This window comes from Phocaeicola dorei (assembly GCF_013009555.1).
GTDB lineage: Bacteria > Bacteroidota > Bacteroidia > Bacteroidales > Bacteroidaceae > Phocaeicola > Phocaeicola dorei.
The window spans coordinates 4,301,568-4,316,398 of record NZ_CP046176.1; the positions used below are offsets into that span (position 1 = coordinate 4,301,568).

At 43.1% G+C, this 14,831-nt stretch carries 14 protein-coding genes; 6 read left to right on the top strand and 8 right to left on the bottom strand.

What is annotated here, in order from left to right; genetic code table 11:
• Positions 1 to 2: 2 nt before the first annotated feature.
• The 6 genes from GKD17_RS17825 to GKD17_RS17850 all read right to left on the bottom strand — a co-directional run bounded on the left by GKD17_RS17825 (position 3) and on the right by GKD17_RS17850 (position 4,594).
• On the bottom strand, positions 3 to 1,133 hold the full coding sequence (locus GKD17_RS17825; RefSeq protein ID WP_007831084.1) for an efflux RND transporter periplasmic adaptor subunit: 1,131 nt from the start codon (positions 1,131 to 1,133) through the stop codon (positions 3 to 5).
• A gap of 55 nt (positions 1,134 to 1,188) precedes the next feature.
• Entirely contained in the window at positions 1,189 to 2,586 is a 1,398-nt protein-coding gene (locus tag GKD17_RS17830) for an efflux transporter outer membrane subunit (RefSeq protein ID WP_007831082.1), read from the bottom strand.
• Positions 2,587 to 2,717: 131 nt separating this feature from the next.
• Positions 2,718 to 3,260 (bottom strand): hypothetical protein, encoded by a 543-nt coding sequence (locus tag GKD17_RS17835; RefSeq protein ID WP_007831078.1) that lies wholly within the window; start codon positions 3,258 to 3,260, stop codon positions 2,718 to 2,720.
• A gap of 153 nt (positions 3,261 to 3,413) precedes the next feature.
• Positions 3,414 to 3,566: a S26 family signal peptidase gene (locus GKD17_RS23630; RefSeq protein WP_008674139.1), complete on the bottom strand. Its 153-nt coding sequence runs from the start codon at positions 3,564 to 3,566 to the stop codon at positions 3,414 to 3,416.
• 273 nt (positions 3,567 to 3,839) lie between these two features.
• On the bottom strand, positions 3,840 to 4,076 hold the full coding sequence (locus GKD17_RS17845; RefSeq protein WP_007831075.1) for a hypothetical protein: 237 nt from the start codon (positions 4,074 to 4,076) through the stop codon (positions 3,840 to 3,842).
• Positions 4,077 to 4,333: 257 nt separating this feature from the next.
• Positions 4,334 to 4,594, bottom strand: a complete 261-nt coding sequence (locus GKD17_RS17850) for an NVEALA domain-containing protein (protein WP_007831074.1) — start codon at positions 4,592 to 4,594, stop codon at positions 4,334 to 4,336.
• A 366-nt stretch (positions 4,595 to 4,960) separates the two neighbouring features.
• Between GKD17_RS17850 and GKD17_RS17855 the strand changes: the two genes are divergently transcribed.
• The 4 genes from GKD17_RS17855 (at position 4,961) to GKD17_RS17870 (ending at position 9,648) form a co-directional block, all read left to right on the top strand.
• Positions 4,961 to 5,854, top strand: coding sequence for an electron transfer flavoprotein subunit beta/FixA family protein (locus GKD17_RS17855; RefSeq protein ID WP_007831073.1), 894 nt, complete (start codon positions 4,961 to 4,963; stop codon positions 5,852 to 5,854).
• Positions 5,855 to 5,859: 5 nt separating this feature from the next.
• Entirely contained in the window at positions 5,860 to 6,879 is a 1,020-nt protein-coding gene (locus GKD17_RS17860) for an electron transfer flavoprotein subunit alpha/FixB family protein (RefSeq protein ID WP_007831072.1), read from the top strand.
• On the top strand, positions 6,879 to 8,585 hold the full coding sequence (locus tag GKD17_RS17865) for an acyl-CoA dehydrogenase family protein (RefSeq protein ID WP_007831071.1): 1,707 nt from the start codon (positions 6,879 to 6,881) through the stop codon (positions 8,583 to 8,585). Before GKD17_RS17860 ends, GKD17_RS17865 begins: the two co-directional genes overlap by 1 nt.
• A gap of 454 nt (positions 8,586 to 9,039) precedes the next feature.
• Complete coding sequence (locus GKD17_RS17870) at positions 9,040 to 9,648, top strand: histidine decarboxylase, pyruvoyl type (protein WP_007831068.1); 609 nt, start codon at positions 9,040 to 9,042, stop codon at positions 9,646 to 9,648.
• Positions 9,649 to 9,730: 82 nt separating this feature from the next.
• Here GKD17_RS17870 and GKD17_RS17875 read toward each other — a convergent pair whose 3' ends face one another.
• Both GKD17_RS17875 and GKD17_RS17880 read right to left on the bottom strand, forming a co-directional pair.
• A complete protein-coding gene (locus GKD17_RS17875) occupies positions 9,731 to 10,141 on the bottom strand; it encodes a PaaI family thioesterase (protein WP_007831066.1) in 411 nt (136 codons plus the stop codon).
• 27 nt (positions 10,142 to 10,168) lie between these two features.
• The gene (locus tag GKD17_RS17880; RefSeq protein ID WP_007831058.1) at positions 10,169 to 11,257 is read right to left on the bottom strand and encodes a DUF2027 domain-containing protein; all 1,089 of its coding nucleotides are present in this window, start codon (positions 11,255 to 11,257) and stop codon (positions 10,169 to 10,171) included.
• Between the two features lie 64 nt (positions 11,258 to 11,321).
• Here GKD17_RS17880 and GKD17_RS17885 point away from each other — a divergent pair, with 64 nt between their 5' ends.
• Entirely contained in the window at positions 11,322 to 12,539 is a 1,218-nt protein-coding gene (locus GKD17_RS17885; RefSeq protein WP_007831057.1) for an S-adenosylmethionine:tRNA ribosyltransferase-isomerase, read from the top strand.
• Positions 12,540 to 12,848: 309 nt separating this feature from the next.
• The gene (locus GKD17_RS17890) at positions 12,849 to 14,825 is read left to right on the top strand and encodes a class I SAM-dependent DNA methyltransferase (protein WP_007831056.1); all 1,977 of its coding nucleotides are present in this window, start codon (positions 12,849 to 12,851) and stop codon (positions 14,823 to 14,825) included.
• Positions 14,826 to 14,831 lie beyond the last annotated feature (6 nt).

The window sequence follows — 14,831 nt, forward strand, 5'->3', positions numbered from 1 at the left end:
GGCTATTGAAGTTTATTGGTTTGTTCTATCGGTTTAATTTTCATGCCTTGGCGCACTTTCAACAATGCCTTGGTGACATAACGTTCGGAAGGTGACAAGCCACTTTTTACAACACGCATATTATGATCCGCCAATTGCCCGACTTCAATATGCCGATAATTCACTATATCACTATCATTCACTACATACAAATACTTGCCCAACTGATCTGTTCCGATAGAAGCATCATTAACCAGCACTGCATTCCGCGCTTCACCGTATGGTAACGTGACACTGACAAATAATCCGGGACGAAGCTTCCCGTCAGAGTTATCTAATTCCGCACGCAAACGGAGAGTACCTGTAGTTAATGTCACATTGGGAGAAAGATAATCTAGTTTCGCTTTCCATGCCTGTGCCCCGTCAGTCCCCAAGCGCAAGGTTACAAAATGAGTTTCTGCAGGAATCTTGCTGGCAGCCTCCTGGGTCAGCTCATATGTCAGATATTGGTTATCTGCAATATTAAAATAGGAATACATACGGTTATCCTTATAAACAGTAGCCAATTTAACCGGTTGCAAAGCACCACCGATGTATGCTCCGACAGAATAAGCTGATACATCAACCACTCCATCACAAGGAGCCTTGACATAGCAATAACTCAAGTTGGTACGCGCAGTTTTCAAAGCTGCTTCAGCATTACTTACGGCAGCCTCACAAGCAACGACATGGCTTTCTGCCTGCAAATATTGTATACGGCTCACCGCATCACTTTTTATCGCTTCTTTCATACGTTGATAACTACTGACAGCATATTCAAGATTGGCTTTAGCCGTTTTTAATTCAGCTTCCGCTTGTTTCACTGAATTTTCATAAAGTGTCGGTTCTATAACAAACAATACCTGTCCCTGACGTACCCGGGAACCAGGTGCAAAATTCTTGGATTGTAAAATTCCATTTACTCGTCCCACCAAATCTACAGTGGATTCCGCTTCCAAATAACCGGGATAATCTTTGGTCAGCGTCACATTTTCCACCAAAGGTTTCGCTACATCTATAGGCAATGCCTGCATTCCTGTCTGAGAAGGTTTATTTTTATCGCAGGCGGTGAGCACACATACCGTCCATGCGAAAGTTATCATTATTCTTTTCATATCTTGGGTTAGGTTTTTTATTATTTCTATAGTTCAACAACTTTTCCGTCACAGTCTACCAGCCTCCACCCAATGCCTGATACATCTGAATCAGACAAAGCAATGAATATCCCTGTGCCTGCACCAATGAATTCTCGTATGACAGTAACGAACGCTGTGCATCCAACACATTTTGGAAAGGGCTCAGCCCCTGTTTGTATAAGTCCAATGAAAGTTTAAATGCCTCTTTCCCCTGATTCAGCATCTCACGACATGCCACAATCTGTTTGATGGAATTCTTATAACTACTCATGGCATTATCCACCTCCTGCACTGCTGTAAGAACCGTAATATTGAACTGATTGATTGTCTCATCCAGTTGTGCACGCTGCAAGCGTACATTATTCGCACGCTGGCCACCATTAAAAATCGTCCAGCTCATAGAGGGAGCGATGCTCCATGTCATACTGCTACGTTTAGTAAAGTCTTTCATATCATGTGAAGCATAGCCGAAGGAACCGTTCAGAAAAAATGAGGGAAGCCAATCGGTCTTAGAAGCTCCCAACAGGGCTGCTTGTGCATTGACTTGACGTTCGGCAACCCGTACATCGGGACGTCGTAAAAGTAATTGTCCGGGAAGACCAACCCCTACCGGCTCTATATAATCGGGTAACGGTTTTCCCGTTTCCAGTGCAGCCGTCACATCCTGAGGATAAAGCCCGAGCAATACAGCCAACGCATTCATATATTGAATAATACCGGATTCTGTAGCAGGAATAGAAGCCAATGTACTATAATAAACCGATTTAGCCTGAGCCACATCCAGTTTGGAAGCCAATCCGGTATTATAACGCACTTCAGTTATATCCACTACCGCCTTTTGAGATAAAGCATTGCGCTGTAACACACTGAGTTCCTGTTGGGCCTCACGCAAATTAAAATAGGCTGACGCCACTTCTGCACAAAGACTTACCATCGTCGCATTGTACTCTTCACGACTTGCCGCAAAATTTTCTTTCTGCGCTTTCACCCGTTGGCGGATGGAACCGAACACATCCACCTGCCAGCTCATATTAACCGTTGCATCATAATACCCCACTCTGGATTGAGGCTGTCCCGTACCGGTATTACCACTAGTCTGTTGGCGGTTCCACCTGGCATCCAATGACAAAGCCGGATAATAGCCTCCTCTGGCTATCCTCAGATTCGCTTTCGCCATATCTATACGATTCAAGGCAGTAAGGACAGACGGATTCTGCCTGACAGCCACATGAATCAATGAATCCAGTGTGGCATCCTGAAATACAGTCCACCAATGGTCATCCACCGGAAGCTGTTGTTGAAACATCGCATCCTCTTCTTGCCAATGTTCCGGCAAGGGTACATTCAATAATTTTTCGGTCCGCTGCTGGGCATTCAGTGCCAAAGGAATGATTAAAAGGAGCCATGCTCCCCATCTACGTATTTTCCTCATAAGTTTATCACATTAAAAAACATTAGGAAAACACATGAAGCAACGTTTTGTTTAACCCTTTGACTTTCAAAAACAAAACAGCCTCTCCTTCTGAGAAGAAAAGGCTGAACCATAAAATATGAAAAGAGAAGTTATTTACCAAACATATTATTTATTAATGACATAGAACCAGTCAGCATACTTCCCAAGACATCCTGATTAAATGCAATGGAATAGTTTTCGGGAGATAACTGTATATCCATTTGTACAATACCGTTTTTGCTGATTTTCTTCAATTCTTTAGCCTTTATATTATAATAGGCAAAACGGCGGAAACTTTGATACACATCACTCATCTCCACATCTACATGCTGCAATACGGAAGCGCCGCCTGCTACCGTAGGCAGCTCTAATGTCTTTCCATTATCCAACGTCAGGACACACTTACTGTCATTAAGAATTTCCACCTCATGCCCCGACCCGATAGTAACAGCCAGCGAATAACGTATGGTACTTTTATACTGAAATCCAGCGAGTGCCACATATACGTCCATATTATTGGAAACACCCAGATTCATACCCTCGCATACCACTGTACGCACTCCGGTCTGGTTGGTTTCATCGTAAATTACCTTTTGCGCCATAGCTCCTACACTCAGAAGCAAAAAGACGAATAAAAACAATACTTTCTTCATAATTCTTCAGTTATTATTTCATCATACAACAAAAACAAACTCATAATGATGACAATATTAACAAAAACTTTTCATACAACATATATCACAACGCATCATTTATACGTTTTTATCCGAACAAGCATAGAACTATAACCTTTCGCATCTCTTATTTCAATCTACTCTACCGATTCGATTCCAACGAATTGAATTTTGCTCTTCATCTTTTGAATACCAAATCCATTGTACTACACCCACAATGAAATCATCAGGCACCAATCCCCAATGTCGTGAATCCAATGAATGGTGTATATTGTCTCCCAGCATAAAACAGCTCTATCATGAAAGAGAATTTCTTTTCGAGTCCATTCTTTCATCAAAAAAGTCAACTGCTCCTTTTCTATCCTTTTACACGAGAAGAAACAAAATACCCCAAAAGCCAACAACACATAAAGCAGGATTTTCATAATTTTGCTTTCAGGATATCATCCATCTCAAATATTTCAACATTACATTCCGATTCACAATTTAACAAGTACAACCGAGGGGTATATTGAGAAAGAAGCACACTCATGCTTTGGTGTTCCAATGCGTACTTGCCTACCAGTTCACCATCGGTGAATCAGCACTCTTTTCCTCCCGTGCATACAACAGGACAGTAGAAGGCAAATTAACAAAATATAAAGTATCGTCCCCCTCTGTTTTTCCAATAAATTCAGTAGCTATAAATTCTCCAGGCCCTTGTCCACTGCTTCCAAAGCTACCCACTCTTTCGCCTGTCTGTTCCTCTAGAATCTGACAAATAGGTTCACCGGAAAATTTACAACGTTGAACCATAAGAATTCCACAATCAAAAGAAGAGAATGTAACCAACTCATTGGAGATAATTTCTTTATCATAATAAAAGCCATAGATCGGTTTGGTGGGAATAGATAAAAAGTCATTTCCTTTGTTACTGACACAGGAAATAAAAAAAGGATGGCAACAATCGAATAATACAATTTTATTTTAATCATAATTTTAATACTCTTCAAACGGGACAAAACAAATGCTTAATGCCTATTTATTTTGTCCCGTATTACATAAATGTCTAATTACTCAGGAATGGTATATCGATTTACCCAATTTGCTTCCTTACTTGTCTCAATAATAACAGGTTCGCCCGGAGGACCTACAACGAGTTCATAACAACGTGAATTACGTTGATACATACAATCCTTCGTACCTAAAGTCAAGGCCTCCACATTTGACAAAGCTAAATCGGACAATTCTTCTTTGTTTCGAGAACCATACAAAACATAACTTCCACCAACTGCCAATGAGGCAATCAATGCCATTTTAAGTGTTCTTTTCATAATATATTTTTTTAAGTTTAAAATAGGGATATCTCATGATGATTCAAAGATGTATGATGAAAAAGATACCGTCTGTCCCTATCATCAGAAACAGACAGTCCACGAAGGCCATTTAGTTTGATTGCATTTGGAGGTGAATGTTTTCATTGTATCACTTTTTATAAAGAACATAAAAACTTTCCACTTAAACAAACATTTCCGCTTTTATTTTACAATAGAATTATCATAAAAACATTTGTATCCTCCTCGATTCATGCTCAAACCTCACCTTTTTGTGCATATTTTCTCCCCATATCCTTTTGTCGCTCAAATTGTTTAAGTAAATTTGCCGTCGGAATATTACTAATACCAAATATATTAAAGTATATGAGTTTAAAAATTGTAGTACTGGCAAAACAAGTTCCCGACACACGCAATGTGGGGAAAGATGCCATGAACGCTGACGGTACTATCAACCGTGCGGCACTTCCGGCCATCTTCAATCCGGAAGACCTGAACGCCTTGGAACAGGCACTCAGACTGAAAGACACACATCCCGGCTCTACGGTAACTATCCTGACCATGGGCCCCGGACGCGCTGCCGAAATTATTCGTGAAGGTTTATACAGAGGAGCAGACAATGGATATTTATTGACCGACCGTGCTTTTGCCGGTGCTGACACGTTGGCCACTTCATACGCCATCGCTACGGCTATCCGCAAAATAGGCGAATGTGATCTGATTATCGGTGGCCGTCAGGCTATCGACGGTGATACCGCACAGGTAGGTCCGCAGGTAGCGGAAAAACTGGGGTTAAGCCAGATTACTTATACGGAAGAAATTCTGAATGTGGACGAAACTGCCCGCCGCATCACTGTAAAACGCCATATTGACGGCGGGGTAGAAACAGTGGAAGGTCCTCTGCCTATTGTACTGACAGTGAACGGAAGTGCAGCTCCCTGCCGTCCGCGCAATGCCAAATTGTTACAGAAATACAAACGCGCTCTCGGTACACAGGAAAAAGCAGCCATCACTAAAGACGGTTCTGAACTGCCTTACGCTGAACTATATGAAAAATTCCCTTACCTGAATATCACTGAATGGAGTGTGGCCGATGTAGAAGGAGACACCAAGCAGTGCGGTCTGTCAGGCTCTCCCACCAAAGTGAAGAAGATTGAAAACATCGTCTTCCAGGCAAAAGAAAGCAAGACCATGACAGGAAGCGACCAGGATGTGGAAGGATTGATTGTCGAACTGTTAGCTAACCATACAATAGGATAACGATTATGAATAATGTATTTGTATATTGCGAGATTGAAGGCACAACAGTGGCCGATGTGAGTCTCGAACTTTTAACCAAAGGCCGTAAATTAGCTAATCAGTTAGGCTGCCAGCTTGAGGCAATCGCTGCCGGAACCGGCCTTGCAGGAATTGAAAAACAAGTATTGCCCTACGGAGTAGACAAACTTCATGTATTCGATGCTCCGGGTCTGTTCCCTTATACTTCACTGCCCCACACTTCTATCTTGGTGAATCTGTTTAAAGAAGAAAAACCGCAAATCTGTCTGATGGGCGCTACCGTTATCGGCCGCGATCTGGGACCACGTGTATCTTCCGCATTGACTAGCGGACTGACTGCCGACTGTACCCAGTTGGAAATCGGTACCCACGAAGACAAGAAAAATGGCATCACTTACGAAAATCTGTTGTATCAGATTCGTCCCGCCTTCGGTGGTAACATCGTTGCAACCATTGTCAACCCCGAGCACCGTCCGCAGATGGCGACCGTTCGCGAAGGCGTGATGAAGAAAGAGATTCTGGATGAAAGCTACCAGGGAGAAGTGGTGAACCACGACGTTGCCAAGTTTGTTCCTGAAACAGACTATGTAGTAAAAGTCATCGACCGCCATGTAGAAAAAGCCAAACATAACCTGAAAGGCGCACCTATCGTGATTGCCGGAGGTTACGGAATGGGATCTAAAGAAGGTTTTGACAAATTGTTCGAACTGGCCAAAGAACTTCACGCCGAAGTGGGTGCCAGCCGTGCAGCTGTCGATGCAGGTTATGCAGACCATGACCGCCAGATTGGTCAGACGGGCGTAACCGTCCGTCCCAAACTGTATATCGCTTGCGGTATCTCCGGACAAATCCAGCACATCGCAGGTATGCAGGATGCAGGTATCATCATCTCTGTAAACAGTGACCCGAACGCTCCGATCAACACCATTGCCGACTATGTGATTAACGGCACTGTGGAAGAAGTCGTTCCGAAATTGATTAAGTATTATAAAAAGAACAGTAAGTAATGGCAAACTTTTATACCGATATACCGGAACTCAAGTATCACTTGAACAATCCGATGATGGAGCGCATCTGCCAACTGAAAGAGCGCGACTATAGAGATAAAGACGAGTTCGATTATGCACCGCAGGATTATGCCGATGCAATGGACTCTTACGATAAGATTCTGGAGATCACAGGTGAGATTACAGGTGAAACTATCGCTCCCAATGCCGAAGGGGTAGACGAAGAAGGTCCTCACTGTGGAAACGGACGTGTGGAATATGCTTCAGGAACCAAGCAGAACCTCGACGCTATGGTAAAAGCCGGACTGAACGGTATGACCATGCCTCGTCGTTTCGGTGGCTTGAACTTCCCCATCACCCCGTACACCATGTGCGCGGAAATTGTTGCCGCTGCCGATGCGGGATTCGGAAACATCTGGTCTTTGCAAGACTGTATCGAAACGCTGTATGAGTTCGGTAACGAAGACCAGCACAGCCGTTTCATTCCCCGTATTTGTGCGGGTGAAACCATGTCTATGGACTTGACCGAACCCGATGCCGGTTCCGACCTTCAGTCAGTAATGCTGAAAGCTACTTTCGATGAAGCCAACAACTGCTGGCGTCTGAACGGTGTGAAACGTTTCATCACTAACGGTGACGCTAATCTTCACCTGGTATTGGCACGTAGCGAAGAAGGAACCAAAGACGGACGTGGTTTGTCTATGTTCATCTATGACAAAAACGAAGGAGGTGTAGATGTACGCCGCATCGAAAATAAATTAGGTATCCACGGCTCTCCTACCTGCGAACTGGTTTACAAGAACGCGAAAGCCGAACTTTGCGGTGACCGTAAGCTCGGTTTGATTAAATACGTAATGGCCTTGATGAATGGTGCGCGTCTGGGTATCGCCGCCCAGTCAGTAGGTTTGTCACAAGCCGCTTACAACGAAGGACTGGCATACGCCAAAGAACGTAAGCAGTTCGGAAAAGCCATCATCGATTTCCCAGCAGTATATGACATGCTGTCTATCATGAAAGCCAAACTGGATGCAGGCCGTGCATTGCTTTACCAGACTTCACGCTATGTGGATATTTACAAAGCATTGGATGATATTGCCCGCGAACGCAAACTGACTCCTGAAGAACGTCAGGAACAAAAAGTCTACGCCAAGCTAGCAGACAGTTTTACTCCGCTTTCCAAGGGTATGAACTCTGAATATGCCAACCAAAATGCATACGATTGTATCCAGATTCACGGTGGTTCAGGTTTCATGATGGAATATGCTTGCCAGCGCATCTATCGCGACGCACGCATCACCAGCATTTACGAAGGAACGACCCAGTTGCAGACTGTAGCCGCTATCCGTTATGTAACCAACGGTTCTTATATCGCAACCTTACGTAATTACGAGGCTATTCCTTGCAGTGAAGAAATGCAACCGCTGATGGACCGTGTGAAAGAAATGGCCAACAAATTTGACGCATGCACTAATGCAGTAAAAGAGGCCCAGAATCAAGAGTTGCTTGATTTCGTTGCACGCCGTCTTTATGAAATGGCTGCCGTATGCATCATGTCACATCTTCTTATCCAAGATGCGACAAAAGCACCTGAATTGTTCGCCAAGTCAGCCCATGTATATGTAAACTATGCAGAAGCTGAAATAGAAAAACATTTCAATTTCATCCGTAAAATAAAAGCAGATGATTTAGCCGACTATCGTTTGTAAACTTCATTCCATTCTATAAAAAGACGTTCTATTCTTCACCGAATAGAACGTTTTTTGTAGGATTTACTTTTAAACACATACTGATACAAAATCAAAAACGCCCGTTTCACAACGAGCGTTTTCCTTATAAACAAAGCCTCATCCGACCTTATTTACTAACAAACTTATTATTAACGTATTTATAAAACTGCTTCTTCATATCCTTCCTACAACCATATCGATCCCTCTATCCAGACAAACTAATAATCCGTCCACCTTTCTTCTACTCAATCTTGATTCTCAAACTTTTTCTTTTTCCACAAGTAAAATTAAAGCTTTATTATCATTGAGACAAGAGTTATCGACCAATCTCCTTATTTCATCTATTAACACCCGTTTTTGTTCCTTATCAAACTATTTCGAACTTTTCTTTCCACCTAATGTTATGAGAGAAACTTATTAAAAACCTTGACTTATGAAAGAATTAGAATTAACCAGTAACGCCGCTTTGACGGATGCGGTATATGAAACCGCCCTGAACGGCTCTTTTCTTGAAGTTAAACTTGTAGCAGGTTCCGTGGGCGATGATGAACCTAGAGGAATGCAACCGGAATATGAATGTTATCACATCAGCTATCCGGACAAAAAAGACACAATTTTATTCGAGCAACCTTTGGATGCCGCCGATGACAAAGTAACCGTATATGATTTGGGAAAGAAAATCAAATCCATAGAAGGCTGTTGCCACAAGACACTGACAAAAGGCGAAAGCCGCACAGCCACAGCACGTAAAGTAGTTGCTCATGGTCCTATGTGGATTTATGTGGCTATTGCTATCGGTATGGATAAAGCAGGTACCGAATCACCTTTTATGATTGTTCAAGGAGCAGGTACTTACGGCTCTGAAAACACAACAGAAAGTGAGATGATAGGCTATGTTGACGGGCGTATTCATGAAATGACCGCTCTGCTAGTACGCCGCGCACATTTAAAAACACTGCATCTGGCAAGTATTCGTGTAGGCTACAAATATCTGTTTGTAGAACCGGGAAGAATAGGAAAAGCTAAAGTAAAAGAAGGATAGGATAACGAAACATTATCTTCACCGATAACCATTAAAAAGCCTGCTGCCGAAAAACGGTAACAGGCTTTTTTATTCTCGTGAATCACTCTAACGTATCTACCGGCAAATCTGATTCTTTACGATAGCCTGATGAAGTAAATATAGCTATCAGTTCTCCTTGTTCATCTGTTATCTTCACCTCGACAAAAGGAATGCGATGATGATTGAACACCTCAGTAGCATCGGCATACACGTAACCCAGTTTGGCGGGACGGAGAAAAGTGATATTGGCATTCACGGAAAGTGTAAGCTTCTTACGGCTGTTCGCCACAGCGGCAAAAGCCAAATCTGCCAATGTAAACAAAGCTCCCCCTTGGCATACCCCTCCTCCGTTCAGATGACGATCAGTCACTTCCATACGCGCACGGGCATAACCCGGCTTTATTTCAAGAAGTTCCACTCCCGTACAGGTAGCGAAACGATCCGTCTTCAAAAATTCTTTCAATGTTGTCATATTACAATCTGTATGAATGAAAGACTTTTAGTGAATAATCACCATCGTAGCCCCGAAACCATATTCACGGAACGAAGCATCCTGACTTTCATAGTTTTTATATTTATATTTCAACTCCTGCAAGATAGATTTGCGTAGCACACCATCTCCCTTACCATGAATAAAGACAATTTTCTGTCCCTTCTTGTTCTTGTATTCTTCCAATGTCTTGCGGAAAACATCCAATTGATAATTCAATATCTCGCTGTTGCTCATACCGGCAGTCGTATCCAGCAACTCGTGAGCATGGAGATCAATCTCTACAATTTCACTCTTCACCTTCTTGGGTTGTGGTTGTTTTGCCATTTGCGGTTCCGGTTCTTTTTTCTGTAGCAATGCATCCTTTATATCCTCCGCTGAAACAAAAACCTGTTTCACCGGAACATCATCTCTCACAATATCATAAATAAGTGACGGTTCTTCAAAGAAAATACTCTCACGGAAAGTATGCAGTTTATAAAACTTCACTGTATCTATACGTAGTTCTACCGATACGGCAGGCTTGAACAAAAAGCTTTTGTTATCCTTGAAAGCGATGAACTGCACCGCCACCCTTTCCAATTCATTTAAAGCGCTTTTCTCGAATTCCTCTATATAGAATTTAGTATTCGGTTCCACCGTGCCATGGCTACGTACCCGCCAGTTACTTCCTTCGGCAGTAAGATAAGTAAAGTACAATGTGAAATTGCTGTCGTTAATAAGATACGAGTCAAATGCCGTTGCTGAAATGGCCTTGAGATCTTGTGGTACAAAAGCAAGCATCACATTCAAGATATCCCCCCCTTTTCGCTCAGCCGGACGATAAGTAATGGGACGTTCATCCTCCTCTTCATCCTGACGTACCTTGACTGACGCTCCTTTTGCCTTTGCACTGACAACCTCCTGTTTAGGAGCCGGAGCTACGGGTTTACGCTTCATGTTATAATCATCCGTGTCTATAACCACACACTCTTTTATGGGCATCGGAATATCAAAACCATCGGCATCTTCTACCAAGACCATGTCTTTTCCTTGAAATCCTGTCACAACACCGCCCCCTACCTCACTAAGGAAACGGACTTTATCTCCTATTTTCATACTCTTTTCTTTTTTAGTTAGCGCAAATATCGGTACTTTTGCGCAGAAAAAGAAATAGATTCAGATGGAAGATACCAAACATATCAAAATAAGTGAGTTCAACTACCCGCTACCCGATGAACGGATCGCCAAATTCCCCCTCGCCACACGCGACCAGTCCAAACTGTTAGTTTACCGCCACGGTGAGGTGAACGAAGATGTCTTTACTTCTTTGCCGCAATATTTGGAATCCGGAGAATTGATGATATTCAATAATACCAAAGTAATTCAAGCGCGTCTGCATTTCCGTAAAGAAACAGGGGCATTGATAGAGGTCTTCTGTCTGGAACCTATCCAGCCCAATGACTATGTGCTAAGTTTTCAACAAACACGCCGGTGCAGCTGGCTATGCATGATAGGTAATCTGAAAAAATGGAAAAAAGGTACGTTAAGCCGCGTGGTGGATGTGAAAGGAAAGCAAATTGTCCTGTCCGCCACCCGTGGAGAGTGTAGGGGAACCAGTCATTGGATTGATTTCTCATGGGATGATGATTCAATCACATTTGCCGACCTGTTGGAAGTAATAGGTGAACTGCCCATCCCTCCCTACCTGAACCGTGAAACACAAGAAAGTGACAAGGAAACTTATCAGACGGTTTATTCAAAGATAAAAGGTTCCGTTGCCGCTCCTACCGCAGGGCTTCATTTTACGGAAAGAGTACTGGCAGCGCTGGACGAACGGGGAATTGACCGTGAGGAACTGACTTTACACGTAGGCGCAGGTACTTTCAAGCCCGTAAAAAGTGAAGAGATAGAGGGACATGAGATGCATACGGAATACATTTCTGTAAGCAAGCATACCATTGAAAAACTAATCGCCCATAATGGAAAAGCCATTGCGGTAGGAACCACTTCTGTACGCACCCTGGAAAGTCTTTATTATATCGGGGTCCTTATCCACCATAACCCTGATGCCGCCCAAAACGAATTGCACGTACAGCAATGGATGCCCTATGAAGATAAGAATGAACTGACTCCAGTGGAAGCCCTGCAACAAATTCTGGATTATCTGCACCGCCACGAAATGGAAGCGTTGCATAGCAGTACTCAAATTATCATCGCACCGGGATATCAATACAAAATAGTCCGGAAAATGGTCACCAATTTCCATCAACCACAAAGTACATTACTGCTATTGGTTTCTGCCTTTGTGAGAGGAAACTGGCGAAAGATTTATGACTATGCTTTGGAACATGATTTCAGGTTCCTGAGCTATGGAGACAGTTCGTTGCTGATCCCCTAAAACTTCATCACAGATATAAAGCCTTTCTTCCGTATTATTAAGGCTTTTTATACAAATGTTTACTACATCCTACGACAGCAGGACGTATATCCTATTGCAATGGGGCGTCTTAGTATGCTGTATAAAAAGAATTAGTCATCCGTATAAAAAGTCTTAGCTATGCCCAAGAAGCAACTTGGAAAAAGACATTGGTAAACGGAAATAGATTTTTAGTCAACGAGAAAAGAATTTGAGAATAATCCACTATTTTTGTATTTGAGTAAAAGACTATACACAATATGACTAGAAACGAACAATGAAAAATCCAATATGACAGCAGAAGAATTAGGTCAGATGATATGGAACGTGAAGGAGCTCCTTCGCAATGTATATGACAATAAGGACGTGGAGGATGTAATTCTTCCGTTCACTCTCCTCCGCCGTCTGGACTGCGTACTTGTAGGTTCAGAGGCCCTTGTGGCAACTAACATGAAGCAGCTTGAAGAACTTGGTCAGACCTCACAAGAGGATATCGACAATATGATGCCGATGCTCATGGATGCTGCCGGCTACAAATTCTACAACACGAGTGGTCTGTCACTCTCTAAGTTGATAACAGTTCCTGCCGACTTGACGAACAACTTTAAGACCTACCTTAAAGGTTTCAGTCCAAACATCCGTGAGATTCTGAAAAACTTCACCGGTAAAGGTGAAAACGCAAGCCTGAGCGACATCTTCTCAAACCTTGCCCGCAAGAACCTGCTGCTCCAAGTGACTAAAGCTTTTGTACTGAACATCGACCTCAGTCCCGACAAAGTAGACAACCACATGATGGGTACTGTTTTCGAAATTGTCATTCGTTACGCAAAAGAATCTGTAGGTATCGGTGCCGGTCAGTTCTATACTCCTCGTGACATCGTCCGCTTGATGACGGAGATTACCTTGCTCGGCCAAGAAGATAAGATTTACCAAGATGGGAAGATAATCTCTGTGTATGACCCCTGCTGTGGTACAGGCGGCATCCTGACATTGACCAAGGACACCATAGAAGAAACAGCAAAGGAGCGTAGAGTGGATGTAACCGTCAACCTGTTTGGTCAGGAATTAAACGACAAAACATACGCACTCTGCAAGAGTGATATCATCATGAAAGGGGACGAAGCAAAGGGCATCGCTGTAGGTGACACGCTTCTTGTCGATGAGTTCCGCGACCAAAAGTTCAACTTTATGCTGGCGAACCCTCCGTACGGTGTGGACTGGAAACGTGAATACGACTCCGTTTCTGCCGAAGCGGAAGATAAAAACAGCCGCTTTGCTCCGGGACTGCCCGACAAAAGCGATGGTCAGTTACTATTCACCTTGCACATGCTCCATAAGATGGACCCCAAAGGCAGTCGTGTAGGCATTCTCTCTAATGGCTCACCATTGTTTAACGGTGGTGCAGGTTCCGGCTGGAGCAATATTCGCAAGCACATGCTTGACAATGATTTACTTGACGCTATCATTGCTTTGCCCGGCGGTTTGTTCTATGGCACAGGTATCGCTACCTACCTTTGGATATTTGATAACAAAAAGCCCGAAAGCCACAAGAATAAAGTGCTACTGATAAATGCAGCTAAAGACGAGTACGTACAGCCTATGCGCAAGAACCTCGGTATGAAAAATGTCTTGGTCAGCGATTACGGTCGAAGTGAAATAGGTCGTATCTACCATGCTTTTGAGACTTGCGACAATGCAAAACTTATGGATAAGGATGATTTCTTCTATACTTATATTACCGTTGAACGTCCTCTCCGTCTTATATACAAGGATGTGAAGACAAAATATGCTGCGCTCGATGAAAAGAAACAGAGCGAAGCTTTGGCAAACATCATTGCGTTGGACGATATTGATACAGAGCGCACCGATGCTGAGTTCTTTGCTTACTTGGAGTCAAAAAAGATAAAGACTACCGCAAAACTTATCAAAGATTGTCGCACCTTCTTTGGTGAAGTGTCTGAAACTGCCCCCGAGGTTCATGTCATACCACTTGATGATAACAGCGACTTGGTCGCTGACACTAATTTGCGTGACTATGAATCGATTCCATTCAAGACGGATATTCAAGAGTATTTTCAAAACGAAGTCCTTCGCTTTGCTCCTGACGCATGGATGGATAGAGAGAAAGATAAGATAGGTTGCGAGTTCCCTATTTCAAAACTGTTTTATGAATATCAGCCGCTACGCTCAGTAGAGGATATCCTTGCGGATATTCGGGCACTTGAAGAAGATGAAGAACAGGAATTATCTTCATTGTTGAATGATTAAAAAGAG